The sequence below is a fragment of the Natrarchaeobius halalkaliphilus genome, assembly GCF_003841485.1.
GTDB lineage: Archaea > Halobacteriota > Halobacteria > Halobacteriales > Natrialbaceae > Natrarchaeobius > Natrarchaeobius halalkaliphilus.
Map to the genome: position 1 here is coordinate 460168 of NZ_REFY01000004.1, position 24050 is coordinate 484217.

The 24050-nt window shown below is 63.2% G+C and carries 20 protein-coding genes; 7 read left to right on the forward strand and 13 right to left on the reverse strand.

Going from position 1 to position 24050, the window contains the following annotated elements; all coding sequences use genetic code 11:
• Positions 1 to 87: 87 nt before the first annotated feature.
• The 4 genes from EA462_RS12380 to EA462_RS17580 are packed head-to-tail and all read left to right on the forward strand — an operon-like array spanning position 88 to position 4541.
• Entirely contained in the window at positions 88 to 1056 is a 969-nt protein-coding gene (locus EA462_RS12380; protein ID WP_124178878.1) for a D-2-hydroxyacid dehydrogenase, read from the forward strand.
• An 8-nt stretch (positions 1057 to 1064) separates the two neighbouring features.
• Entirely contained in the window at positions 1065 to 4223 is a 3159-nt protein-coding gene (locus tag EA462_RS12385) for an FAD-binding and (Fe-S)-binding domain-containing protein (protein WP_124178879.1), read from the forward strand.
• 31 nt (positions 4224 to 4254) lie between these two features.
• Positions 4255 to 4422, forward strand: coding sequence for a hypothetical protein (locus tag EA462_RS17575; RefSeq protein ID WP_165872059.1), 168 nt, complete (start codon positions 4255 to 4257; stop codon positions 4420 to 4422).
• 5 nt (positions 4423 to 4427) lie between these two features.
• Complete coding sequence (locus tag EA462_RS17580) at positions 4428 to 4541, forward strand: universal stress protein (protein WP_243641410.1); 114 nt, start codon at positions 4428 to 4430, stop codon at positions 4539 to 4541.
• Between the two features lie 24 nt (positions 4542 to 4565).
• Here the strand turns inward: EA462_RS17580 and gdhB are convergent, their stop codons facing one another.
• Positions 4566 to 5879 carry a glutamate dehydrogenase GdhB gene (gene gdhB / locus EA462_RS12395; protein WP_124178881.1) on the reverse strand — a complete coding sequence of 438 codons (1314 nt, stop codon included), beginning with the start codon at positions 5877 to 5879 and terminating at the stop codon, positions 4566 to 4568.
• A 30-nt stretch (positions 5880 to 5909) separates the two neighbouring features.
• On the reverse strand, positions 5910 to 7088 hold the full coding sequence (locus EA462_RS12400) for a M24 family metallopeptidase (RefSeq protein ID WP_124178882.1): 1179 nt from the start codon (positions 7086 to 7088) through the stop codon (positions 5910 to 5912).
• 134 nt (positions 7089 to 7222) lie between these two features.
• Here EA462_RS12400 and EA462_RS12405 point away from each other — a divergent pair, with 134 nt between their 5' ends.
• Positions 7223 to 7768 carry a CDP-2,3-bis-(O-geranylgeranyl)-sn-glycerol synthase gene (locus EA462_RS12405; protein WP_124178883.1) on the forward strand — a complete coding sequence of 182 codons (546 nt, stop codon included), beginning with the start codon at positions 7223 to 7225 and terminating at the stop codon, positions 7766 to 7768.
• 72 nt (positions 7769 to 7840) lie between these two features.
• On the opposite strand, the gene EA462_RS12410 is transcribed toward EA462_RS12405, so the two are convergent.
• The 6 genes from EA462_RS12410 to EA462_RS12435 all read right to left on the reverse strand — a co-directional run bounded on the left by EA462_RS12410 (position 7841) and on the right by EA462_RS12435 (position 15296).
• A complete protein-coding gene (locus tag EA462_RS12410) occupies positions 7841 to 9211 on the reverse strand; it encodes an aminotransferase class III-fold pyridoxal phosphate-dependent enzyme (RefSeq protein WP_124178884.1) in 1371 nt (456 codons plus the stop codon).
• Positions 9212 to 9339: 128 nt separating this feature from the next.
• The gene (locus EA462_RS12415; protein WP_124178971.1) at positions 9340 to 10956 is read right to left on the reverse strand and encodes a BCCT family transporter; all 1617 of its coding nucleotides are present in this window, start codon (positions 10954 to 10956) and stop codon (positions 9340 to 9342) included.
• A gap of 404 nt (positions 10957 to 11360) precedes the next feature.
• A complete protein-coding gene (locus EA462_RS12420) occupies positions 11361 to 12008 on the reverse strand; it encodes a hypothetical protein (protein ID WP_124178885.1) in 648 nt (215 codons plus the stop codon).
• A gap of 120 nt (positions 12009 to 12128) precedes the next feature.
• Complete coding sequence (locus tag EA462_RS12425; protein WP_124178886.1) at positions 12129 to 13406, reverse strand: amidohydrolase; 1278 nt, start codon at positions 13404 to 13406, stop codon at positions 12129 to 12131.
• A gap of 120 nt (positions 13407 to 13526) precedes the next feature.
• Positions 13527 to 13916, reverse strand: coding sequence for a Rid family detoxifying hydrolase (locus tag EA462_RS12430; RefSeq protein WP_124178887.1), 390 nt, complete (start codon positions 13914 to 13916; stop codon positions 13527 to 13529).
• Positions 13917 to 13931: 15 nt separating this feature from the next.
• Positions 13932 to 15296, reverse strand: a complete 1365-nt coding sequence (locus EA462_RS12435) for an aspartate aminotransferase family protein (protein ID WP_124178888.1) — start codon at positions 15294 to 15296, stop codon at positions 13932 to 13934.
• 224 nt (positions 15297 to 15520) lie between these two features.
• Between EA462_RS12435 and EA462_RS12440 the strand changes: the two genes are divergently transcribed.
• On the forward strand, positions 15521 to 16231 hold the full coding sequence (locus EA462_RS12440; protein WP_124178889.1) for a DUF502 domain-containing protein: 711 nt from the start codon (positions 15521 to 15523) through the stop codon (positions 16229 to 16231).
• A 141-nt stretch (positions 16232 to 16372) separates the two neighbouring features.
• On the opposite strand, the gene EA462_RS12445 is transcribed toward EA462_RS12440, so the two are convergent.
• The 4 genes from EA462_RS12445 to EA462_RS12460 form a co-directional block, all read right to left on the reverse strand.
• Positions 16373 to 17302, reverse strand: coding sequence for a branched-chain amino acid transaminase (locus EA462_RS12445; RefSeq protein ID WP_124178890.1), 930 nt, complete (start codon positions 17300 to 17302; stop codon positions 16373 to 16375).
• 80 nt (positions 17303 to 17382) lie between these two features.
• A complete protein-coding gene (locus EA462_RS12450; protein ID WP_124178891.1) occupies positions 17383 to 19428 on the reverse strand; it encodes a copper resistance protein CopC in 2046 nt (681 codons plus the stop codon).
• 4 nt (positions 19429 to 19432) lie between these two features.
• The gene (locus EA462_RS12455; protein ID WP_124178892.1) at positions 19433 to 20692 is read right to left on the reverse strand and encodes a hypothetical protein; all 1260 of its coding nucleotides are present in this window, start codon (positions 20690 to 20692) and stop codon (positions 19433 to 19435) included.
• A 100-nt stretch (positions 20693 to 20792) separates the two neighbouring features.
• A complete protein-coding gene (locus tag EA462_RS12460; RefSeq protein WP_124178893.1) occupies positions 20793 to 21320 on the reverse strand; it encodes a winged helix-turn-helix transcriptional regulator in 528 nt (175 codons plus the stop codon).
• A 350-nt stretch (positions 21321 to 21670) separates the two neighbouring features.
• Here EA462_RS12460 and EA462_RS17745 point away from each other — a divergent pair, with 350 nt between their 5' ends.
• Positions 21671 to 21805: a DUF7503 family protein gene (locus EA462_RS17745; RefSeq protein WP_279387011.1), complete on the forward strand. Its 135-nt coding sequence runs from the start codon at positions 21671 to 21673 to the stop codon at positions 21803 to 21805.
• 88 nt (positions 21806 to 21893) lie between these two features.
• On the opposite strand, the gene EA462_RS12465 is transcribed toward EA462_RS17745, so the two are convergent.
• Positions 21894 to 23969, reverse strand: a complete 2076-nt coding sequence (locus EA462_RS12465; RefSeq protein WP_124178894.1) for a hypothetical protein — start codon at positions 23967 to 23969, stop codon at positions 21894 to 21896.
• Between the last annotated feature and the right edge of the window lie 81 nt (positions 23970 to 24050).

Sequence of the window (24050 nt, forward strand, 5' to 3'; positions counted from 1 at the left end):
CGACTTAATTATACACAATTGCCGTTTACGACGGGTACACAAAAGGGATAAGTCATCCCGTGACAATCGTCGATCAACGATCGAGAGATGACCGATCCAGACGTCGTCGTCCTCCGAGAGGGGACGGAAGGGCTGTCGATGGAATCGTACGCCGAAACCCTCCGCGAGCGCCTCCCCGACGCGACCGTCGAACTCGCGCGGACCCCGCAGGACGAACGCGAACTCGCGTCCAGCGCTCGCGTCGTCACCGGTATCACGATCGACGAAGACCTCATAGAGCGCGCCGGTCGCCTCGAGCTGTTCGCCTGTACCTTCGCGGGGACGGATCACGTTCCGATGGACGCTCTGGCCGATCACGGCGTTATGGTGACCAACGCCGGCGGCATTCACGCCCCCGGCATCGCTGAACAGGCGATCGGCAACATGCTCGTCTTCGCGCGTCGCCTCCACGAAGGGTGGCGCCGCAAGCAAAACGACGAATGGCGTCACTTCCCTTCGTTCGAGTTTACCGACAGCACCGTCACGATCGTCGGTCTCGGCTCGATCGGTCGGGCGACCGCCCAGCGACTCGCGGGCTTCGAGGTCGAGACGATCGGTATCCGTTACACTCCATCGAAAGGCGGTCCGACCGACGAGGTGCTCGGGTTCGACGACGAAGACATCCACGAGGCGTTCTCCCGGAGCGATTACGTCGTCCTCGCCTGTCCGCTCACCGACCTCACCCGCGGTCTCGTCGGTGAAGCCGAACTCGCGACGCTGCCACCGAACGCGGTGGTTGTCAACGCCGCCCGCGGCGGTATTATCGACACCGACGCGCTCGTCTCCGCGCTACAGTTCGAGGGGATTCGCGGTGCCGCCCTCGACGTCAGCGACCCCGAACCGCTCCCCGCGGATCACCCGCTCTGGGATCTCGAGAACTGCCTGATTACGCCACACACCGGCGGATACACCCCAAATCACTGGGATCGGCTCGCCGATATCGTCGCCCACAACGTCGATGTCCTCGGAAGCGGCGGCGACCTCGAAAACGTCGTCCTCACACCCGACTCGAGCTGATCTCGACGATGACAACCAACGACGCTCCCGCCGACGGAGCCGATTCGGCCGCCGCCGATCGATCCCCGAGCGATCCGCCGGCGGCCGACCCTGCAGTCGATCCGCGGACGGACTACGACTACGTCGGCGGCGACGTCGACCGACCCGACCTCGTCGACGACCTCCGGACGCGCATCGACGGCGAGGTTCGCTTCGATTCGTACTCGAGACAGCTGTACGCGACGGACGCAAGCGCCTACGAGGTGACGCCGATCGGCGTCGTCCTGCCGCGGTCGACCGCGGACGTCGTCGCTGTCGTCAGCTACTGCGCCGAAAACGACGTTCCGGTGCTCCCGCGGGGTGGCGGAACGAGTCTGGCGGGACAGGCGGTCAACGAAGCGGTCGTGCTCGATTTTACCGCCCACATGGACGACGTCGTCGAAATCGACCCCGATGCCGGGCTCGCGACGGTGCAGGCCGGAGCCGTTCTCGCGGACCTGAACGCCGCGGCCGATTCGCACGATCTGAAGTTCGCGCCCGACCCAGCGGCGGGCGACCGCAGCACCGTCGGCGGCGCGATCGGCAACAACTCGACGGGTGCACACTCGCTGGCCTACGGTAAGACCGACGCCTACATCGACTCCTGCGAGGTCGTCCTCGCGGACGGAACCGTCGCCCAGTTCGGCGAGACGACCGTTGCCGAAATGCGCGAACGCGTCGATCCCGACGGCGATCGCCTCGAGCGAATTCACGAGGCGCTTCGACGGGTGATCGACGAGAACGCGAAGTCGATTCGCGAGGCGTATCCCCAGCTCAAGCGAAACGTCTCGGGCTACAACTTAGACCGGCTGGTCGCGGAAGCGTCCGGCGATCCGGACGCGTTCGACAAGAGCGCCGGGAGCCCCGTGACGGTCGAGGCCGAACCGGATCCGGAGGCGACGGTCAACCTCGCACGCGTTCTCGCCGGCAGCGAGGGTACTCTCGGGATCGTCACCGAAGCCACCGTCTCGCTCGAGCCCGTTCCCGAGACGAAAGCGGTCGCGCTGTTGACCTACGACGACCTGCTCGAGGCGATGGCCGACGTGGACACGATCGTTCGTCACCACGATCCGGCGGCGATCGAGGCCATCGACGACGTCCTGCTGGCGCTGGCGCGTGACACCGAGGAGTTTGCCGACGTCGCGGCGATGTTACCCGACGGAACGGAAACGGCACTGTTGGTCGAGTTCTACGCCGACGGCGAAGACGACGCCCGGGAACAGGTCGAGACGCTGGTGGCGGATCGGCTCCCCTCGAGCGAGCCGGATCACGACGGTGAAGTCGATTGGGTCGACGGAGCGGACGGCTCGAGTGGTAACGATCCGATCCGCGCGTTCGACGCCCTCGAAGCGTACGACCCGGACGAGCGCGCCCGGCTCTGGAAGCTACGCAAGAGCGCCGCGCCGATCCTCCTCTCGCGAACCAGCGACGTAAAGCACATCTCGTTCATCGAGGATACGGCCGTCCCGACCGAACACCTCGCGGACTACGTCGCGGACTTTCGGGAGGTTCTCGAGTCCTACGACACGTTCGCGAGCTTTTACGCCCACGCAGGACCGGGCTGTATGCACATGCGGCCGCTGGTCGACACGAAGACGGCCGGCGGCCTCGCGGCGTTCGAGGGGATCGCAGACGCGGTAACGGACCTCGTCGTCGAGTACGGCGGCTCGGTCTCCGGCGAGCACGGCGACGGACGCGCGCGAACTCAGTGGAACCGCAAGCTCTACGGCGAGGACGTCTGGTCGCTCTTTCGCGAGGTCAAGACCGCGTTCGATCCCGACTGGGTGCTCAACCCGGGAACGGTCTGTGGCGATCACGACATGACCGAAGGGCTGCGGTTCGATCCCGACTATCACCACGACCCCGGTTTCGAGCCCGCTCTCGAGTGGGAAAACGAGAACGGCTTTCAGGGAATGGTCGAGCTCTGTCACGGCTGTGGCGGCTGTCGCGGCTCCCAGGAGACCACCGGCGGCGTTATGTGTCCGACCTATCGGGCGGCCGGCGAGGAGAGTACCGCCACTCGAGGCCGGGCGAACATGCTCCGGGCCGCGATGGCCGGCGACCTCGAGGCCGACGCCCTCGAGACGGAGTTCATGGCGGAGGTGCTCGAGCTCTGTATCGGCTGCAAGGGCTGTGCGCGGGACTGTCCGAGCGAGGTGGACGTGGCGAAACTGAAAGCCGAAGTCGAGCATGCACACCATCGAGAACACGGTGCGACCCTCCGGGATCGGCTCTTTGCGAACGTCGACCGACTGAACGCGATCGGTTCGGCGCTCGCACCTGTCTCGAACTGGATGGCCTCCCTGCCGGGATCCGGACTGCTCGCGGAGAAAACCATCGGCATCGCTCGCGAGCGCGACCTTCCGACGTTCGCAGGCGAGAGCTTCGAAGACTGGTTCGACTCCCGCGGCTCGCGCATCCCGCTCGGAGAATCCACCCGACAGGTCCTGCTCGTACCGGATACGTCGACGAACTACAATCATCCGCGGGCGGGGAAAGCCACGGTTCAGGTGCTCGAGACGGCCGGCGTCCACGTCCGGATTCCCGACGGCGTGACGTCGACGGGGCGGCCGGCGCACTCGAAGGGCTTTCTCGACGTCTCGCGCGAGCGTGCGCGAACGAACGTCGAAGCGCTGGCTCCGTCCGTCGACGACGGCTGGGACGTCGTCCTGGTCGAGCCCTCCGACGCGGTCATGTTCCAGTCCGACTATCTGGACCTGCTGACCGGCGACGATGTCGAATCGGTCGCCGCGAACACCTACGGAGTCATGGAGTACCTCGACCGATTCGATCTGACCTCGAAACTCCCGCTGTCGGCCCCGGACGAGCGACTGACGTATCACGGCCACTGCCACCAGAAAGCGACGAAGAAGGAGGGCCACGCGGCCACCGTACTCGAGGCGGCGGGGTACGAGGTCGATGCGCTCGACTCCGGCTGTTGTGGGATGGCCGGCTCCTTTGGCTACGAGGCGGAACACCACTCGTTGAGCCGGGCGATCGGACGACTCCTCTTCGAGCAGGTCGAAGCGAGCAACGGCGAAACGGTCGTGGCACCGGGTGCCTCCTGTCGGGCGCAGCTCTCGGAGTACGACGGCTGTGGAGCGCCGCCACATCCAATCGAGAGCGTCGCCGCCGCGCTCTCGAAATAACCTCTTCGCCATCTCGTTTCTTCTCGCCGATATGTCCGAGAAAATCCACGGCTCGCTGTTCGAGGACGGTCGCCGGGCAGTCGCGGACGCGGCGGACCGTGCCGAGCGGTCCGGACTGGACGACGTCGGGACGTCGATCGATCGCGGCGTTCCTCACGAAGAAGTCCTCGAGTATGTCGTCGAACCGACGTGGACATGATCGTCATGGCAACCGCCGGCCGGACGGGGACGTCTCGAGAACTGATCGGAAGCGTTGCCGAGCGAGTCGTCCGATCGTCGCCGGTTCCGGTCGTCACGATCAACGCGGACGAGTATTGATCCGAGACGACGCACCCGGCAGTTTCAGGGCCAGAGGCCGCGAACCGCCTTCGCCTCGGCAATGCGAGAGAGCGCGACAACGTAGGCCGCATCGCGCCACGACAGGTCCTTCGATTCGACCTCGGACCGAACGTCGTTCCAGGCGTCGAGCATCTTCGATTCGAGTTCGTCGTTGACCTCCTCGAGCGTCCACTGGCGGCGGTTGATGTCCTGGAGCCACTCGAAGTAGCTGACCGTCACGCCGCCGGCGTTGGCGAGGATGTCCGGAATCACCGGAACCCCGCGCTCCTCGAAGATCGCATCCGCGGCGAAGGTGGTCGGACCGTTCGCGCCCTCGACGACGAGATCCGCGCCGACGTCGTCGGCGTTGTCGGCGGTGAGAACGTTCCCGATCGCGGCCGGAATGAGGACGTCGACGTCGAGTTCGAGGATCTCGTCGTTGGAAAGCGTCTCGGGTGCGTCCTGTTCGAGGACGGCCTCGGGTTCTTCGTCGTGCGTCGGGATCGACTGGACGTCGAGCCCGTCGGGGTCGTAGATCGCGCCGTTGACGTCGCTGACGGAGACGACGGTTGCACCCCAGTCCTCGAGCAGCCGGGCGGCGTTTGCACCCACGCTGCCGAAGCCCTGAATTGCGACGGTCGTCTCGGAGAGGTCACGACCGTAGTGATCGACGGCCTCGCGGGTGATGATCGCCGTGGATCGACCGGGTGCCTCCTCGCGTCCGAAACTGCCCCCGATGACGGGTGGCTTTCCGGTGACCACGCCGGGGATCGTCTCGCCCTGTTGCATCGAGTAGGCGTCCATGAACCAGGCCATCGTCTGGGCGTCGGTCCCCATGTCCGGTGCGGGGACGTCCCGCGTCGGACCGACGATGTCACGAAGTTCCTCGGCGAACCGGCGGGTGAGGCGCTCGATCTCGTCGGCGCTCAGCGCCTTCGGATCGACCGCGATCCCGCCCTTACCGCCGCCGAAGGGGAGGTCCATGACGGCACACTTCCAGGTCATCCACATCGAGAGACCGATACACTCCTCGGCGTTGACGTGAGGATGATAGCGGAGGCCGCCTTTGTATGGGCCGCGAACGTCGTCGTGCTGTGAGCGGTAGCCGGTAAACACCTCGACAGTCCCGTCGTCTCGCTCGAGCGGGACCGACACCCGCTGGACGCGCGTCGGATGCTTGAGTCGCTCGACGACGCCCGAATCGACGTCCGCGTGGGTCGCGGCACGCTCGAGCTGGCGACGGGCGGTGACGAGCGCCGAGTCGACGTCGGCGGTGTCGGTCGTTGCTTCGGTCGGTGCGTCAGTACCGGTCGCGTCGTCCGTCGAATTCGTTGTCATGGAAAGGGTAAATCGTCGTCACAGTGGAACTCAACTGGTGAACAGTCGACGAGGAACGTCAGCGAGTGGCTCCGCCCCACGCCCGGTTACGTGAAACGTTTCGCTGATCTCGACGCCGATGTCTTCCGTCCAGATACCGGGTATCATGTGGAACGTCATATTCTCTTCGAGAACGGTCTCGTCGCCGGGTCGAATACTCGCGGTGTGCTCGCCCCAGTCGGGCGGATAGCCGAGTCCCATCGAGTAGCCGATGCGATCTTCCTTCTCGAGGCCGTACTGTGCGATCGTCTCGCGCCAGGCCTCCTCGACCGCTTCGCAGGTGACGCCCGGCTCTACGGCCTCGAGTGCGGCCTCGATCCCCTCGACGACGATCTCGGCGTTTCGCTCGAGTTCGGCGGGCGGGTCACCGACGAACGTCGTGCGCGCCAGCGGGGAGTGATACCGGTTTCGACAGCCCGACAGCTCGATGATGACCGGGTCGCCCGCTTCGAATGGACGGTCCGTCCACGTCAGGTGGGGAGTGCCGGTGTGATCGCCGGAGGGCATCAACGGAACTATCGCGGGGTAATCCCCGCCGTACTCGTCGGTTCCGGTGATGAGGGCGTCGTAAATCGCGGCCGCGGCCTCGTACTCCGGCACGCCCTCCTCGATCGCCTCGAGACCTGCTCGCATGGCGTTCTCGGAGATTCGGGCGGCCTGGCGCATGTACTCGAGTTCCGCGTCCGACTTCTCGATGCGAACCCAGTTGACGAGCAGCGTCGCGTCCTCGAAGTCTGCCTCGGGAAGGTTCCGTTGCAGTCGCGTATAGGATTTGGCGGTGAAATAAGAGGCGTCCATCTCGAGACCGATCCGGCCGTCCGCGACGTCGAGTTCCTCGAGAACGCCCGCGACGTAGTCCATCGGATGCAGATCGTACGGCGAGTGAACGTGATCGTCGCTGTACGATCGGATGCTCGCGTCCTCGAGTCGAGTCGTTGCCCGCGCGCCGTTTGCGTCCATCTCCCGACCGATCCAGACCGGTTCGTCGCGCTCTGCGGTGACGACGACGGCCTGGTGGACGTAAAACGACCAGCCGTCGTACCCCGTCAGGTAGTTCATGTTCGCCGGATCGGCAACGACGATCGCGTCGAGTTCCGCCTCGCGCAACCGTTCTGTCGTCCTGCGAACCCGCCGTTCGTACTCCGCCTCGTCGAAGACGTGTCGTGACATGATACCAGGACCTCCGTGGAAACGATCGGTCACCAGTTGCAAAAATCTTCGTATACAATGATAACAGATAGTGTGTATCACCACGGCGACCGCGAACCCGCGCGGTTAAGAGACGCCGGTCCGTTCGGGCCGATATGGCAGTACTCGAGACAGTCGTGATCGCGTTCTGGGCGATGTTACCGGCGTACGTCCCCAACAACGCGGCGGTGCTGGCCGGGGGCGGACGGCCGATCGACGGCGGTCGCACGTGGGGCGGTTCGCGGCTCCTCGGTGATGGAAAGACCTGGCGAGGAACGGCCGCCGGGATCGCGGCCGGCCTCGCGCTCGCGGCCGTCCTGACGCTGGTGGCCGACGACGTCAGCGCCGCTATCGGGATCGACGTTCCCGCGTTCACGCCGCTCGCCGCGCTCGGGCTCGCGGCCGGGGCGATGCTCGGTGACATCTTCGCGTCGTTTCTCAAACGCAGAACGGGGAGACAGCGCGGTGCGATGTTCCCCGGCCTCGATCAACTCGATTTCGTCGTCGTCTCGCTTCCGCTGACCGCGCTGATCGCCACCGGCTGGTTCCTCGAGGTGTTCACCTGGGGCGTGATCCTCGTCGTCGTCGTGCTCACGCCGATCCTGCACGTGACGACGAACGTAATCGCGTACAAGTTGGGATTGAAAAACGAGCCCTGGTAAGCGGATCAGGACGACGCGGTTTTCGATCCCGGTTCGGCCCGGATAACGGCACCACCGTCGAGATGGCCGGCGTCACCGAGGAGTGCGCTGAGTCGCAGTCGTGATCGCCGCTTCGATCGCCTCGAGGAAGATTCCGACGCCGAGTTCGATCTCGCGCTCGCTCGAGTCGAGCGGCGGGAGCAAGCGAATCGTTTTCGCGCCACAACCCAGCGTGAGCAGGCCGCGATCGATCGATTCCGCCACGACGGCGTCGCGTCGCTCGGCCGTGTCGAACGTGACCGCGAGCATCAGCCCCTTTCCGCGAACGTCCTCGACGTACTCGGGTGCGTCGTCTCTGAGGAGCTCTTTTGCCTGCGTACCACGGCTCGTCGCGTTCTCGAGCAGGTCGTACTCCTGAATCGCCTCGAGCGTGAACGCGCCGATCATCGATCCGAGCAGATCGCCGCCGCCGAACGTCGATCCCAGCCGGTTCTTTTCGGTCGGGAACACCTCCGAACGCGAGATGGTCGCACCGACTCGAAGCGCCTTGGCGCTGGCGATGACGTCGGGTTCGATCGGGTAGTGGTCCGACGCCCAGATCTCTCCCGTTCGTCCGACTCCGGCCTGAATCTCGTCGACGACCAGCGGAATGTCGTACTCGTCGGCGACGTCCCCGACTTCCCGCATGAACGCCTCGCTCGGGAACCGGTAGCCGCCGACGCCCTGGATCGGCTCGAGGACGACGAACGCGATTTCGTCGGGGTCGACGTAGCCGCCCTCCGGTGAGAGCGCGTTTCGAAGCTGCGAGCCGCCGCTCGCGAAGAATCCGCAGTCACAGCTGCCGGGATCGCACGTCCGATCCGCACAGAACGGAACCGTCTCGATTCCGCTGATTTCGGGGTAGCGTCGAGTGTAGACCTCCTTCGATTTCGTCACCGAGAGCGTTCCGAGCGTGCGGCCGTGAAAGCTCCCCGAGAAGGCGACGCCGTACTTCGCCGGTGCCCGGTGGTCGTTGGTGATCTTCATCGCGTTCTCGACGGCTTCCGCGCCGGAGTTCGAGAGAAAGACCGTATCCATGCCGTACTGACTCGAGACCGAGACCAGTTTCTCCATCAGGTGACTCGAGCCGGGAACGGACGATTCCTCGGGCGTCGGTCCGGCCCCGAAGTACATGTCCTGACCGGCGATCTTCATCGGCTCGACGAGGTCGAACTCCCGAAGCTTACCGAGGATCTTCTCGTTGTTGTAACCGAGCGGTGCCGCACCGATGTGACAGGTGAAATCGAGGAGAACGTTGCCGTCGACGTCGGTGACGAACGGTCCGTCGGCTTCGCGGGTGATGTCCCAGACGAACTCGTGAGAGTATTCGCTGGGTGCCGCGTTGGCCCCGTGGAACTCGACCCACTCGCGCCCGTTCGGGCCGGGAAACGTCCCCACGTCGGGTTCCGCCGTGTCCCTATCCATACACAGATAATGTATACGTTGTACATTAAAACTTGTTATAGATGGGCGTTCCGTACGGAAATCGGACGCGAAAAACGAGGGGGAGGGTGGTTCTCGGAATAGAGACCGGGACCGACGATCGGAACCGATCAGTCGTCGCCCGGATCGACGGCGGCAGTCGGTTCGTCGTCGGTTGGTCCGTCGCTCGAGCCGATGAGCACCGTCTCGTCCTGGAGCAACACCTTGCCGTGGTCTACGCCGAACCGTCGAATAAGCGAGAGCATAGCGAAGAGACAGACGAACGCGAACGGTGCGCCGGTAATGATGACCGCTTGCTGGAGTGCGTCGGTCCCGCCTTCGCCGCCGAGGATCATGAGGATCGCGGCGGTCAGTCCGAGGACGATCCCCCAGAAGAGGCGGTTGATCGTCGAGGGACTCTCCTTGCCCCCGGTAGTCATCATCGAGACGGCGAGCGTCGAGGAGTCGGCCGACGTGATGAAGAACGTCGTCACGAGGACGAGGAACGCGAGCATGAATACCGTTCCGCCGGGGAAGGCATCGAAGAGGATGAAGCCGGTCACCTCGGCACCGACCTCGAACGCGATGACCTCACCGAAGTCTGCGACCCCGTTGTGCTGTGCCCAGATGGCGGATCCGCCGACGAAGGTAAACCACGGAATGGTCGCAGCGGAGGTAGCCACGATTCCGGTGAAAGCGACCTCCCGAACGGTGCGCCCCTTCGAGATTCGGGCGATGAACAGGCCGGCGAACGGGGACCACGAGAGGGCCCACGCCCAGTAGAAGACCGTCCAGCCTTCGACCCACGCGGTTCCACCTTCGTCACCCGCGCCGGTGTAGAGGCTCATCGAGACGAAATCGCTTATCATGCCGCCCATCGCCTGTGAGCCGAGCAACAACAGGAACATCGTGGGACCCACGATGAACGTCGCGAGCATGAGGACGACGAACAGCCCCATGTTGAAGTTCGAAAGTCGGCGAATTCCCTTGTCGATTCCGAGTACCATCGATATCGTAAACAGGATCGTCATCGTCGTCACGACCAGCAGGATACCGGTATCACCGAAGTCGATCCCCCACTGGTAGTTGAGTCCGGTAACGAACTGACTTCCGATGAAGCCGAGCGACGTCGCGACGCCGCCGATGGTCGCAAAGACCGCGAGGATGTCGATCACCTTCGCGACCGGTCCGTCCAGGTTCTCCGCGCCGAGAATCGGCGTCAGTGCCGAGGACACGCGCAACGGAACGTTATCGTAGTTGTACGCGAAGTAGCCGATCGCCAGCCCCATGATCGTAAACACCGCCAGCTGGGGCAGCGCCCAGTGAAACAGCGTCTGCTGGACGGCGATCGACATCGCCTCGCTCGAGCCGCCAGCCACGCCGAACAGAGGATTCGGGTCGTCGTAGTAGAACAACCCCTCCGTTGGTCCCCAGAACACGACACCGGCGGCGAATCCGGCCGAATATAGCATCGCGAAAAACGAGAGGAAGCTGTACTCGGGATCCTCGTCGCCCAGTTTGATCTTGCCCCAGGGCCCGACGATCAGGAACAACAGGAAGACGACGATCAGGAACACGATCACCAGTAACGCCCAGCTCAGATAGCTGAGCGTCTGGTCGTGAACGGTGCTGATTCCGCTCGCCACGGCCTGGCGGTCGACGAAGAACGCCACGATCACGCCGACCGACAGCAACGCCCCGAACAGGAAAACCACGGGATCCAGTTCGTCGAAAAATCGCTCGACCATTCCGTGTTCGCCGTCGCTCACGAGCGAACACCACCGTTGATCGAAGATTGCGTATCGATTTCAGTGCTCGACCGTTCGAACGTTTTCTGACTACACCAACCCCGTCCGTCTTCTGCCATGCGTTGCAATGGCATACCGAACTCGTTGTGAGGAACCAGTATAAATATTTCTTTTTCGTAACCGATATACACAGATTGTGTTTATAGGTTCTCGATGGATGGTGACACGACACATATGTACATAAACCATTATATTTGGATATTATAGGATAAGGTCCAAATACAAATGGAAAACATAGACTGTGTTCAACTTCTATCAGGTAATAGATTTTCCCTGACAGGTCGTTCGGATATCGGCGCAGTCGGCCGAGAGCGACGGGAGAAGAGGACGACTGGATGGAGCCGTCAGTTCGTCAGTTCCTCGAGTTTACGATCGCGAGTCGCTTCGCTTTCGGTGACGCGCTCCGTGTATTCGTCGACTCGGTCTTTGATCTCCTCGCGACTGGCTTCGGGCGAGAACTCGTCGGACATCGTGAGCAGCCGAACGAACGCTCGGAGTTCTTCGTCGGTGAGCTGTGCGAACTCCTCGTTCTCGAGTTTCGCGACGACCTCGTCGACGTCGATCTGGCCGACGGGATCGACGTTGAACTCGACGTTGACCATCCGGTAGTTCGAGCCCGCGAGTCGCTGTTCGGCCTTGCCGACGCCTTCCGAAAGCATGTCCTTGAACGGCGTGTGATAGCCCATCGTCCCGAGATGGAGAAAAGCGAGCATGTCGGTGATCCCCTGAGTGTAGGCGTCGCGTTCGTCGTCGTCAGGGTCGAAAACGGTGTTTCGGTCCCGTTCTTCCATGTACTCAAAGAGGATACTGAAATCGAGGACCGCGTTTCGAACGCGACGACGGATGCGATTTCGCTTTTGCTTTTTCGAGTGATCGGTGTAGTCCGTCTTCCGACCGAGCAGAAAGTCGCGATCGGAGGGTGTCAAAATTCCGCGCGGCCGGTCAGCGTCCGCTGCGGCGCGAAGGGACTCCGGCACGTCGTCCTGGCTCATACAGGGTACACGGGGAGCCCCGAAATTAACGCTTCTGATCCGGAAGACGTGATTTCGTTCTGGTAATTGGTCCGTCGGAATAGCGTCCCGAGGGACCGCGAACGAACGCCGGCGAGCGATTTACGGTCGTCGCCGGGAGCACTCGAGGACGGCATCGCTCAACACGGAGACACCGATCTCGAGGCTCTCGTCGTCGATGTCGAACGTCGGAGTGTGGTGATTGGTCGGGTGATCGGTGCCGACGAGGAGGTACGACGCCAGGCCGCCGTCCTCCTGGACGCGCTCCATGAGGTAGGTGACGTCCTCGCTGACGCCGAACTCGACGCTTTCGACGACGCTGTCGACGCCGTTGAGACCTCGTGCGACCGCTCCGACGAGATCTCTGAGTGCGGGATCGCTGTCGACGCGCGGGGATTCGCTGATGACTCGCGGCGTGACGTCGCAGTCGTGCATCTCCGCTGCGGCGTAGAGTACGCGCTCGAGTTCGGTTCGCGTGTACTCCATGAGCGCCGTCGTCTCGCCGCGAACCTCGCCCTCGAGCGTGATCTCCTCGGCGATGACGTTGCTGGCGGTTCCGCCCTCGATGCGTCCGACGTTGACGCGAGTCATTCCGTCGCTGTGGCGAGGGATCGCGTAGGCGTTCTGTATCGCGGTCGCGGCCGCCTGCATCGCGTTTGCTCCCTCGTTCGGCGCTTTTCCCGCGTGCGCGCTTGCGCCCTCGAACGTCACCGTCAGGTGCGCCATCGCGAGTGGTTTCTCGATGCCGGCGACGACGGTCCCGGTCGGGTTATCTAACCCGAGGTGTGCGGCGAACAGGTAGTCGACGCCGTCGAGATAACCACCCTCGGCCATCGCCTTCCCGCCACCGGAAATTTCTTCTGCGGGCTGGAAGAAGACGACGAACGTTCCCGTGAACTCGCTGTTTTTGATCGCCTCGAGCGTTCCGAGACCGATCGCGATGTGACCGTCGTGACCGCAGGCGTGCATGTAGCCGTCGTGTTCCGATCGGAACCCCTCGGCTGTCGGTCGGTGGTCTGGGTCCGCAGATTCGCGCATCGAGATACCGTCCATATCGACGCGCAGACCGACACGGGGACCTTCACCGCGTTCGAGGACGGCGACGACACCCGTGTGGCCGTCCGCGGTTTTCTCGAGGACGTCCGGTCGAACGCCCGCCTCGCGTGCGCGATTGAGCCACGGATCGAGTTCCTCGGGGTCGGGGACGGCCATTCGCGCGTCGGTCTCGAGTGCGTCCCGACCGATCGCGATCTCGTCGACGCCGATACGCTCGAGTTCGGAGACGATTCGGCCGGTCGTCCGAAACTCGCGCCAACCTGGTTCGGGATGGCGGTGAAATTCCCGTCTGAGCTCGCTCAACCTGTGTCGGACGTCGGACATTCGTCCCGGAGCTATGGAGAGGAACTACTTAACGATGGTCGATATTCGTGTATTCGACGGTCACGATCGGTTTATTTTCGCGCCGAAGGAACGGTCGGACCAGGATAGAGACGGGTCGAATTAATCGAGAGAGGCGATGGCGTCCATTTCCACGCGGACGTCTCCGGGAAGCCTCGAGACCTCGACGCAGACGCGGGCCGGTGGGTCGTCCTCGAAGCACTCACCGTAGGCCTCGTTAACCCGATCGTACGTCTCGAGGTCGGTGAGATAGACGGTTACCTTGACGACGTCCGTCAGCCCGTCACCGCCGGCCGCCGCGACGACGGCGGCGACGTTCTCGAGGACCTGCTCGGTCTGAGATCGAATATCGCCGTCGACGGGCTCGTCGGTTTTGGGATCGACCGGTCCGTAGCCGGACACGTAGAGCGTACCGTCGGTCCGAACTCCCTGAGAGTAGGGGTTGTCGCCGCTCGGTGCGTCGTCGGTTTCGATAGGATGCGTATCTGACATGAGTCTCGCGAGTCGTTATACCGCACCGTCAGCGTGCTCGATCGCCTCGAGGACGACGTCCAGAGCCGTCTCCGCGAGGTCGTGGGTGAGCACGAGCGGAGGGAGGAATCGAAGGACGTTGCCGTGACGGCCGGCGGTCCAGACGAGGACGCCGTGCTCGAAGCAATACTGTTGGACGGCGTCGACGAAGTCACCGCCCGGTTCGCCGTCCTCGTCGACGAACTCGGCACCGATGAACAGGCCGGTTCCGCGAACGTCGCCCAGCCGGTCGGTGGGTGCCTCCCGGAGTCGCCGCCGGATGTACTCACCGAGATCCCGGGCGTGAGCGAGCAGGTCGTGTTCCTGGATGTACTCGATGGCCCGGGTTCCCGCGCGCATGCCGACGACGTGACCGCGATAGGTTCCGGCGTGATCGCCCGGTCCCCAGGTGTCGAGATCCTCGTGATAGATTGTCGCTGAGAGCGGAAAGCCAATACCGCCGAGCGCCTTCGCGGAGGTCATGATATCCGGCGTGACGCCCGCCCAATCCGCCGCCCACCACTCGCCGGTGCGGCCGAGCCCGCTCTGGATCTCGTCGAAGACGAGCGGAACGTCGTTGTCGTCCGCGATGTCGCGAAGTCCCTGCAGAAAGCCCTCCGGTGGCGTGACGATTCCCCCCTCGCCCTGAATCGGCTCGACGACGATTCCGGCCGGATTGGCCAGCCCGCCGTAGGGGTCCTCGAGGATCGCCTGCACTTCCTCGAGTGCGTGATCGACGGCGTCCGCGGGCGATTTATCCTGTCGGAACGGGTGCGGGTACGGCGCGTGGACGACGTCGGGCAGTAACGGCGTGTAGTGTTCCTTGAAGCTCTTGTTCGAGGTGAGACTCATCGCACCCGACGTCGGGCCGTGGTAGCCGCCCCGGAAGGCGACGAGGCCGGTTCCGCCGGTGTTGTACTTCGCGAGTTTGATGGACGCCTCGATCGCGTCGCTGCCGGTCGGGCCGCCGAAGACGACGCGGTTTTCGCCCGCGAGTCCGTCGGGTGCGATCTCGTCGAGTTTCTCGATCAATTCGAGACGGGCTTCGGTCGGAAAGTCCACGGAGTGGACGAACTTATCCGCCTGCTCGTGAACGGCCTCGAGAACGTATGGGTTGGCGTGTCCGACGTTCAGAACACCGATACCGGCGAACATGTCGATGAACGTGTTGCCGTCCGCGTCCCGGACGGTCGCACCCTTGCCCTCATCGAACGCGATCGGAATGTCCTCCGGATAGGCAACGGCGCTGCTGTCGATCTCGCGCTGTTTCTCGAGCAGCGCTCGGGTGTTCGGTCCGGGAACGGAGTCGACGTTCGGTGCATCCTCGTAGTGGAGTTCCGCTATCGGCGGTCCTGCCGTCATGACTAGGCCCAGGCGAAACAGATACTAATAACTTGTCCACAGTATCCATACACAGAATATACAGATATTGAACTCGCATCGGGCGGGAGAACCGGGCGAATCGAATATCCGCGTACGTCTACGGGCGTGCGACGGAACGGACGGCTACCCCTCGGTTCACCCTGCGTGCCGTTCTCGGACGGTAAAGGGAAGGGCTCATTAGCCCATAGTGTGAGTCACTGAATATGGCATCGTGGAAGCGGGATTTCGCCAGCGGGCTGATCGTCCTCGGCCCGATTCTCATTACTCTCTACGTCATCTACTGGATCTACGGGCTCGTCGCCGGAGTCACGCCAGGGCTGATCCTCGAGGCCGAAGCGCTCGAGCCGTTCGTTCCGGGCGACAGCGACCAGGCCCAACAGACCCGCGTACAGCTCGCGCAGTTCCTCCGGGTCGTCGTCACGCTGACCGTCTTTACGATCCTCACGCTCTCGGTCGGTTACCTCATGCGGACGACGGTCGGCGGCCTGGTCGAACGGCTGGTCGACAACGTCGCGAACCGCGTTCCCGTGATGCGGGTGGTCTACAACGCCTCCAAGATGGCCGCCGAAACCGCCTTCGGTGAACAGGAATCGCTCCAGACGCCCGTCAAACTCGAGGTCTGGGAGGGGCTTCGGATGACGGCGTTCAAAACGGGGAAAGTCACGGAGGACGGCCGGGAGGTTCTGTTCTTACCGACGTCACCGAATATCACGACGGGGTTCGTCATCGAAGTGGAGTCGGACCGGGTCGAAGAGCTGGATGAAGACGTCGAAGACGCACTCACGCGCGTCCTGAGCGCCGGGTTCGGCGACGCGGACAGACAGCGTGGAATGGACGCGGGCGTCTCCATCGACGTCATCGACGAGGCGACCGCCGGAACGAAAAGCGAGAAGGCGGACGCCGACGACGACTGAGGCGAATCGCTCGGGGGACGGTGATCGCCACCGGTTGGGTCGACGGAACTGACAGACAGTCGCTCGGTTGACGTGAACGCGGACTCGAGCGGCGCTGAACCGGGATTGGAATCGGAGTGAGCGTTCGCTCGAAAGGAGCGACTAGACGTAGGTGAACCACTCGTCGTACTCGTCGGTCTGGCGCTCGACGACCTCGAAAAAGCGTGACTGAACGTCTTCGGTGATCGGTCCGCGAGAGCCGTCACCGATGACGACGTTATTGATCTTGCGAATCGGCGTCACCTCCGCGGCGGAGCCGGTAAAGAACAACTCGTCGGCCGTGTTGAGTTCTCCTCGAGAGATAGACACGTTGTCGTGAACCGTATAGCCGAGATCTTCAGCGAGCGTGATCACGGTGTCGCGCGTGATGCCGTCGAGGATCGATTCGGAGAGACCGGGGGTGTAGATCTCGCCGTCGCGCACGAGAAAGATGTTCTCGCCGGGACCCTCCGCGACGTTGCCCTCCTTGTTCAACACGATCGCCTCGGCGTAGCCGTTCCGACGAGCTTCCTCGCCCGCGAGCATGCTGTTGACGTAGAGCCCCGTCGTCTTCGCGTTCGTCGGAATCTGGCTCGAGGCGTGCTTGCGCCACGAGGAGATCATCACGTCGATCCCCTGCTCTAAGGCCTCCTCACCGAGGTACGCGCCCCACGGCCAGACGGCGATCACGGTTTTCGTCGGACAGTCGGCGGGACTCACGCCGAGGCTGTTGTAGCCGTAGAACGCGATCGGCCGGATGTAACACGAGGGGAGCTCCTGGCGGTGGATGAGCTCGAGCGTGGCGTCGGTGAGCTCTGCCATGGTGTGATCGATCTCCATCTCGTAGGGCTTTGCCGACTGGTAGAGCCGCTCTAGGTGTTCTTCCCAGCGGAAGATCGCAGGGCCCTGCTCGGTGTCGTAACAGCGTGCACCTTCGAAGACGCCGCTTCCGTAGTGTAGTCCGTGTGTGAGAACGTGGACCTGCGCGTCGTCCCAGTCGACGAACTCGCCGTCCATCCAGATCGTGTCGACGTCCATCTCGTCGAATCCCATTATCGAGTGTGTTGCAATCCACCATACTAAGTTTTCGCGATTTTCGGGTCCGATTCGAAGGAACGGCGGTCGAGTTCGCGTCAGTCGGACCGACCGAAACGAGTAGCCTCGACGGCGACGGCGACGGAGCCAACGACCGCCACCGCGACGGCACCGAACTGGAGGAACACGGCGAACGGTGAATCGGGGTCCGTCTCGTGATCGTCGTGGCCGTGACCATCGCCGTGATCGTGGTCGTCGTGGTCGTGATCGGCGCTTTCGGCCGGAACGACCGTCGCATCGAACCACTCGCTGAGGAAGCTTCCGTCGGGCGAACCCGTCACCCGAAGCTCCCACGGGCCGTCTTCGGGCAGCGTCTGGACCGTCGCGTACGTCCCGTCCGCGGTTTCCTCGAGTTCGAACTCGATCGTCGTGTCACCGTCGACGGCGGTCGCGAGTATCCGAACCGTCCGCTCGGAAGCGATCCGATCGCCGGTGTCTTCGCCGGCTGTGGACTCACTCGAGAAGCCGACTTCGAAAACGATCGGATCACCCTCACTGACGAGCAAGCGGTCATCGTCGGCCGTTTCCGCCGTTTCGGCCGGGATCGCGAACAGTTCGACGGTCGGGTCGCCCTCGCGTTCGATCGACGCGACTCCGGGCCCGTCGTCGCCTCCGCCCCCGACTACTGCGGCCGTCGGAACGGACGTGAGCAGTCCGGAGAGAAGCACAACCACGACGAGGAGGGCGACCTCGAGACGGACCGCACGGACGAACGTCGAGACCGAGTCGTCGGACGGCTCGTCTCGGTCACTACCGTTGGACCGCTCATTTCGATCTCCCGGCTCAGACTCGAGACGGCGCAGGAGGGCGAACCGGGTGAGCCCGCCGAGGCCGAGCGCCAGCAAGACCAGTAGCGTCTTCGCGGAGAGCGACACACCGTAGAGCGTCTCGGAGAGGGCCGACAGCGTGGGCACGTGCCAGGCCGCGAGAAGGAGGCCGGTCGCGCCGGCGAGCGTAGCCCCGGCGAGTGCGAGAAACGAGTACCGGCGGACGACGCCGGCTGCGACCGCGGATCGCGCTGCCGGATCGGTCCGACGGAGTGCGGCCGGAACGACGACCGCGAGGACGAGCAAGCCGCCGATCCAGAGACCGGCCCCGGCGATGTGGCCGAAGTCGACGATGACGCCCCGAAGTCGGTCGATCGCGGTCGCGGAGTGACTGGTCCAGCTCACGCTACCGGCGACGGCGATCGATCCAAGAACGACCCCAGCCAGCCAGAGCCGGCGGGAGAGAATACCCAGACGGCGGACGGCGAGAACGCCGCCGAGAAGCGAAACGAGGACAATCTGGACGAGCCACGCGCGCCCGAGCGGGGTCTCTGCGTACTGGGCCAGTGTCTCGGCCGAGAGCCGCCCGAGCGACGCTGCTCGGGCCAGGCCGAGCGCGATGACCGCACCGACGAGGAGGAGAGTCGCACCGACGAGCAGTCGACTCAGGCACCTGTCGACCGACCGCGTGTCCGGACCGGTACGACCCACGGGCGGATAAACGGCGACTGCGGCCGTCACCGGCGCGCCGACGAGTGCAACGAGTGCGACGAGCACCAGCCCCTTGGCGATCGTTTCGATCGGTGGGATTTCCTCGTCGGGTTCGTCGGTTCCGTCCTCGTACGCCTCGAGAACCGCGTCTCTGTCGAGCGGTTCGTCTCCGACGCTGAAGAAAAAGGACCCGCTCGTCGTGTGACCGTCGTCGGCAAGCACCTCCCAGTCGACGCTGTACATGCCGTCGCTTCCGTCGGCCGTCTCCTCCAGCGGAATCCGGACGGTTCGTGTGTCGTCGGGATCGATCTCTGACTCACCGCTGACGACCTCGCCGTCGGGATTCGTGACGGTCACGTCGGCGACCTGTACCCCATCACCGGAGAACGAGAGCGTAACCTGCTCGGGACGGTCCTCGAGTTGTTCGGCGTTCGACGGATCCGAGTCGCTCAGATAGGCGTGTGCGTCGACCGGCGTCGCGAGCGCGCCGAGGACGAGTCCGGCAGCAGCGACGATGAGAACGAGCCAAAACGCCAGTCGTACCGCTCGGGACCGGGTGGGCGTCTCGGGGCGACGATCCGTCGATCGAGGCGCACGCGCGGTCATAGGACTATCTGATGCCGCCGGTGTAGCCGGTTCCGGTATCGCCGACGTACTGGACCGTACCGACGCCGTCTTCGACTTCGACGGTTCCGATCAGCTCCCGTTCGGCCATATCGATCACCGCAACGGTTCCGTCCGCTTCGGCGGGAGTAAAGAAGTACTCGTCGCCCGAGACGCCCGAGCGATGGAGGTGGTGTGCACCGTCCGGGCGTTCGATATCGCCCGCGTCGAGTCGACCGACCTCCTCGAGTTCGTCGACGTCGATGACGACCGACTCGGGCGTCATCGTGTTGGCCGTGAAACCGTAGAGGGTTCCGTCGGATTCGTAGTAGCGCAAAGCGTCGGGACCGCCGTCGACCGTGACGGAACCGATCTCTTCGTTCTCCTCGTCGGTGACGTCGATGAACCGGATCTCGTCGCCGTCCAATACGCCCATTCGCTCTTCGTCGGGCGTGAGATACATGCCGCCGGAGAACTCGAGTTCGTCGACGACCTCGTCGGCGTCGACGTCGACGGCCGCGGTCACGTCACTGTACTCGAAGTACGCGAGACCGTTTTGCGGGGCGTAGGCTTTGTAGTGCGTCCCGCCGTCCTCACCGAGTTCGATCGAGTCGGGTCGGTCGTACTCCCCGAGATCGATGACGTGTGCCACGGGGTCGTTGACGTTCGTCGCATAGCCCATTGAGCCGAAGTCCTCGTGATAGAGGAGCTTTCCGTGACCCTCTCCCTCGAGCCCGGCCTCGACCGTCTCGACGACGTCGTGGGAGTCGGTATCGATGACATAGAAGGTTCCCTCGTCGTCCGCGTGGGCCCAGATTTCGTCGTCGTTCGGATGGTAGATGTGGGTCGCACCGGGTCCGATATCCACCTCGGAGACGATCTCGCGCGAGTCGGTGTCGATAACGAGCACCTGATTGAGCGATCCCTCGATGACGAAGATCTGTGTGAGGTCGTGGGTGATCTGTGGATCGCCCCACTCGTTACCGTCGATTCCGTCGGTTATCTCGTCGACGACGTCGCCCGTTTCCGGATCGATGATCGCAATCGTATTCGGAGCGAACGCGTAGGCGAGTCCCTCGCTTCCCTCGGCATCTCCCTCCGGGTCGTCGTCTCCGTTCTCGTGATCGCCGTGATCGTGGTCGTCGTTTCCGTTCCCGTTACCGTCTCCGTTGCCGTCTCCGCTTCCACCGAGACAGCCAGCACCGGCGATGACGGTCCCGGTACCGAGAGTCTGTACGAAACGCCGTCGTTTGACGGGTGTGGTCACGTTCTGATCGACGTTTTTCCCACGCTTTATATTTCTGGTTCATTCGTCGAAAAGATATTCAGGACGCTCCGCAGTCACCCGGGTTCGGTACCAGAATCGATCAGTCGGGATCCGGACTGCTCTCGAGAACGCTGTCGACGAGTCGGGTAAATCGATCGACCAACCGATCGGGAACGGTCGGCTCGACGACGGACAACAGCGTCGCCGTTCGTTCGGGGGCCACGAGCCGGAGCGAGACGCGATTTCGGTCGTCGTACGATTTTTCGACGATTTCCTGTCCGACCAGTCGCTCGAGGTGGTACTCGAGCGTGCTGCGAGCGATACCGAGGTCGGCGGAGATCGATCCGGGGTCGCTCGAGGGTGACTCGAGCAAGTAAACCACGATTTCGCGAGCGGTTTCACGGCGAAACAACGCGAGTGCGGCTCGTTCCCACTCGTCGTACGTCGGCGGATAGTAGTGCGTTCGTCCGTAGAACTCGCGCCGCACGAGATCGTCGTCGTCGATCAATCGACGGACGTGATACTGAATCTGTCCCGGTGCGAACTCCGACTCCCTGACCAGTTCGTTGAAGTGAATGCCGGCGTTCGCCCGGACGTGAGCTCTGATCTGTCCTCGAGTGTCGTTCATGTGAGATCGTTCGGTGAAACCGACCGCGTCGTCGATTTCGAAGGCCAGTCTCAGCTAGTGAGTCGGGGCTGATAACGGCTTCCGATCGTTCCCGGGCGGTGAGAACGGTTTTTCGATCCACCCGCTCACCAGTCAACGCCACGCGCGGGCTTCGCCCCGAACTTCTCGTAATTCCAAACGAGTAGCAATAGTAGTTATATATCCGACATTTTGCGTGCTATCGTACCCCAGTGTGAGTATTTTCTTAGATTCGGGCTATATCTGTTCAATTACATCCCTATCTTTTAATAAAAATACCTATGTAAATATAAGATAATTATATTACTAATGGGTACATCCATTGGATTGTGATGTCCGACAAAGACAGCATGAAAGATTACCTCGCAAAGCACCCACGAATGATCGGCGTCCTGTTCACCATGTTCGTCCTGCTCAGTCAGGCGGGCACGGCGGCGGCAGGAATCAACAGTCAGATGGGACCGTGAACGACGCGGCAGAATCCACGCGATAGTTCGACGCGAAAATTCGACGCGAAACAACACTGTTCTTCTCGCTGGCGTATCCGAACTCCGACTACTCGAGGATAGCGGGGCCGATGCCGTCGTTCCAGTGAAGGCCGTCGTCGATCAGTATCGGAAGCTCCGTCCACGTCAAGTACTCCTGAATCGACTCCCCGTCGACGAACGAGGACGGGGTGACTCCCGGTGAGAGATGGCGGTCCGCAACACATTCGAGGTTCGACGCGCTTGCTGTTCCGAGTTTGTACTCCTTGGTGGAATATGTTCGAACGGAGAACCCGTACTCACCGTCCGGGCACGGATCGAGTTCGACGACGCCGGGTGCGCCGCCGTCCGACTGGGCGATATCCGCGGATCCGTCACCGACGATGAGGTACTGGTCACCGAGTGCGGTGTTCTCCTGGGCGATCTCGAGCGCTCCCCGGAGCGGGAAGCCGCGGTTGAGTAACCTGGCGATCGTCTCACCGGCTTCGACGGCGTCCTCGTTGACGACGTCGCTGTACGTGCCGACGCCGCCGAACGCTCCGAGACGAGTAAGCGCGAGACCTTGCTCGTAGGACCGACAGGCGTTCAGGAAGAAGACGCCAAGGTCGACCGACTCGAGCGTGCGGACGTCGAGATCGCCGTCGGGACAGCGGATGCCGTCTTCGGTCGCGTGGCCGATGTAATGGAGGAAGTCGTAGCCGCCGTCGGTGAGCAACGAGGCGAACTGATCCGTCTCGACGCCGAACTCGGAGTGGATCTCGAAGGGGAGTTGGTCGCGATTCCCGTACGTCTCGTCGAGCAGGTCGTGTTCGTCGATCATCCGGACGTCGTTACAGACGAGCAGGATCTCGATCGATTCGTTCCGGGCGTCGCGGTCGAGTTGGCTCCGGTAGGCCTCGATCGTCGCCTTGGACGCCTTCTGTGGAACGGAGTCTCCGAACCAGGCGTGTTCGACCGACTCGTCGGTGACGTCGGGGACGACGAACGCCGACTCGCTCCGGATCGACGACGACGAACGGTACTCCGTTGCCGATCGAACGAGTTGTGCGCCGCCAGTGTTCGGTTGCGGAACCGACGTCGGGGACCGTCCGCGTGACTCGCGAACGATACCGAGTTCGTTGACGACGAACGGGACCACCTCGATTCCCTCCGATTCGTCGGGAACGTGTGCGGTCAACGGCCACCGCGGAACGTGGGGTTCCAGGCGCTCGTACGGGACGGAGAGATACTGTTCCAGTCGGGCGGAGAGCGGCTCGTCGTAGATCGTTTCGAGATCGAACGGGAGCGTCCGCTCCAGTACCGAACGCTCGAGCAAGTCGTACTGAAAGATGCCCTCCGTTCGGGCCAGACAATCGAGCAAGAAAAATCGCTTCAACAGGCTGGCGACCTCGTTGCTGAACCCGCCGCGATCCGTCAACGATCGTTCGAATCGCGGCGTCTCGAGCGTCGGTTCCCGGCCGAGACGGATCGTCCCTCCGAGGAAGAACGCGAGCGGCGCAGCCTGATAGAGAGAGCGGTACGTCGGCGGGACGGTGAGCGTGACGTCGCTGTCCGGCGGATCGATCTCCGAGGGAACGTCGAAGCTGTCACCCAGTTCGATCAGGGGCGGGTGTCCCCGTAGCGTCGGCCACGTTCGTTCCGGAGAGGTCGTCTTCAGCGCCGACGGAAGCATCGAGACGGCCTCGGCCATCGATTCGATGTCTGGCGGCGTCGTGATCGTTCCGACCGGTCGGTCGTGCGGGGATCGAGCGCCGAGCTGGACCGTCGTCTCCTCCTCGAGCGAGATCCGGACGGAGGTGAGCCCGATGTCGATCGTTCCCGCCGAGTCGATTCGAAAGTAGAGTTTGATCGGGGCGCTCAGTCCGACGAACTGGGTTCCGTCCTCGAGCGTCGCCGTCTCGCCCACGTCGAAGTTGGCGGCCGCCTGTCCCGTGCTGTCGTGGAGGGTCACGGCGTAGTGCTGATCGAAGCGCAGTTCGGCCGTTTCGATCGGAGACGACGTGTCGACCGGGAACGGGAACTCGTCAGTGTCGGTCGGATCGAGCGAGACCGGTCCCGACGTGCCGACGTGGAGGTGTCGTTGCTCGATCGAGTCGTGAACCTCGAATCCGGTGGGGGTGGTCGTTGCTTGGAGTTCGATCGTCATGTCTCCTCGCGTCGCTGACTGTCCAATACGGTTCCATTGACTAAAAGGATCGCATCGAATCGTCCGCCGATGCGGGTCGTT